Below are 1,637 nucleotides of genomic sequence, written 5' to 3'. Positions count from 1 at the left end.
GATCTTGAACAGCACGTTTTCCATCACGTAACTGCCGTAGGGTCGCGCAAATCCTGGGCGGCGGGGGATGCGACCAGTCGTGGCGTGCGTCTGGCCGACATCGCCCTGCGCGGCGAAATGGGTATTCCCGGCGTGCTGACGGCCAGGCAATGGGGCTTCTACGACGTGTCGTTCAGCCACACCAACAACGATCTGGCGCTCAAGCCAGAGGGCAAGCGTGCCTTCAGTTTTTCGCGACCCTACGGCAGTTACGTGATGGAAAACGTGCTGTTCAAGATCAGTTTCCCCGCCGAATTCCACGCGCAAACCGCCTGCGAAGCGGCCGTCACCCTGCACCCGTTGGTGCGCAATCGGCTGCACGAGATTGACCGCATCGTCATCACCACCCACGAGTCGGCGATTCGCATCATTTCCAAAGTCGGGCCGCTGGCCAACGCCGCCGACCGCGACCACTGTATTCAGTACATGACCGCCGTACCGCTGGCGTTCGGTAATCTGGTGGCGGAGCAGTACGAGGATGATTTCCACGCCGCGCACCCGATCATCGATGTGCTGCGCGAGAAAATGGTCATCGTCGAGGATCCGCGTTTCACCCGCGAATATCTGGAGGCCGACAAACGCTCGATTGCCAACGCCGTCCAGGTGTTTTTCAAGGACGGTTCCAGCACCGAAAATGTGGTGGTGGAATACCCGATCGGCCATCGTCGCCGTCGCGCCGAAGGCATTCCATTGCTTGAAGACAAGTTCAAGGCCAACCTGGCGACGCGCTTCACCGCCCAGCGCAGCCAGCAGATCTTCACCTTGTGCAAGGATCAGGCGCAGCTTGAAGCCACGCCGGTCAATCGCTTCGTCGACTTGTTGGTGATTTAGGCGCAGCGCCAGAGATGCCGAGGGCTACAGGCTGCCCTCGACATCCTCCAGGCTGAACGTTTCGGTGTGGTCGTCGTAGGAGAAAATCTCCGCGTAACGGCCCCAGGCGATCACCACTTCCAGGGTTTTCTCGACGAAGGCTTCGGTCAACGAGTCCTGCAGTTCCTGCTCGAAACGCACTCGCGGCGCACGGTGACCATTGCGCTCCAGCAGCACCTGACGGATGCGCGCCGCCAGCGGCACATGGCGAATCAGGTGCTCGGCGAACAGGGTTTTGCGTTCCTGGGTGCCGTAGTCAGCGAACAGTTTACCGGCCTCGGTCAGGGTGATGTCGGCACCCTTGAGTTCGGCAAAACCGAGGTGTTCGATCATCTCGGCCACCGGAAACAGGTCATCGACTTCCAGCAAGCGCCGCTCGGCCACAGTGGGCAGACCGGCGTGGCCGTTGTAGGGTTCGGCGGCGATCGTTTCAATCAGGCCGGCCATCAGGTTGGTCGAGACTTCCGGCAGCGGGCTGCTCATTTTCAGCTCGGGCTTGCCGGCACTGGCATCGGCGCTGCGGCGGTCGGTCATCTGCGCGTAAATGTCATCGACCATCTGCCGAAAAGTCGGATCCAGCCGATTGCGTGGGTGGGCGAACGGCACTTTGATTTCCGCTACCACCCGCCCGGGGTTGGACGACAACACCAGAATGCGGTCGCACATCAGCACCGCTTCTTCGATGTTGTGGGTGACGATCAGGATCGATTTGATCGGCAGTTGTTTGC

The 1,637-nt window shown here is 60.6% G+C and carries 2 protein-coding genes; one reads left to right on the top strand and one right to left on the bottom strand.

Annotation, left to right across the window (positions count from 1 at the left end; genetic code table 11):
• The coding region (gene prpD / locus DBR24_RS24505; RefSeq protein WP_128616028.1) for a 2-methylcitrate dehydratase at window positions 1-870 on the top strand (870 nt) is incomplete at its 5' end.
• 24 nt (window positions 871-894) lie between these two features.
• Here the strand turns inward: prpD and DBR24_RS33585 are convergent.
• A partial coding sequence (locus DBR24_RS33585) for an AAA-associated domain-containing protein (RefSeq protein WP_256591797.1) occupies window positions 895-1,637 on the bottom strand: 743 nt, incomplete at its 5' end.

Origin of the sequence: Pseudomonas sp. HMWF006 (assembly GCF_003061205.1) — a bacterium.
Lineage (GTDB): Bacteria > Pseudomonadota > Gammaproteobacteria > Pseudomonadales > Pseudomonadaceae > Aquipseudomonas > Aquipseudomonas monsensis.
Note: the sequence above shows the minus strand (reverse complement) of the source record. Positions and strands in the feature narration are given on the sequence as shown.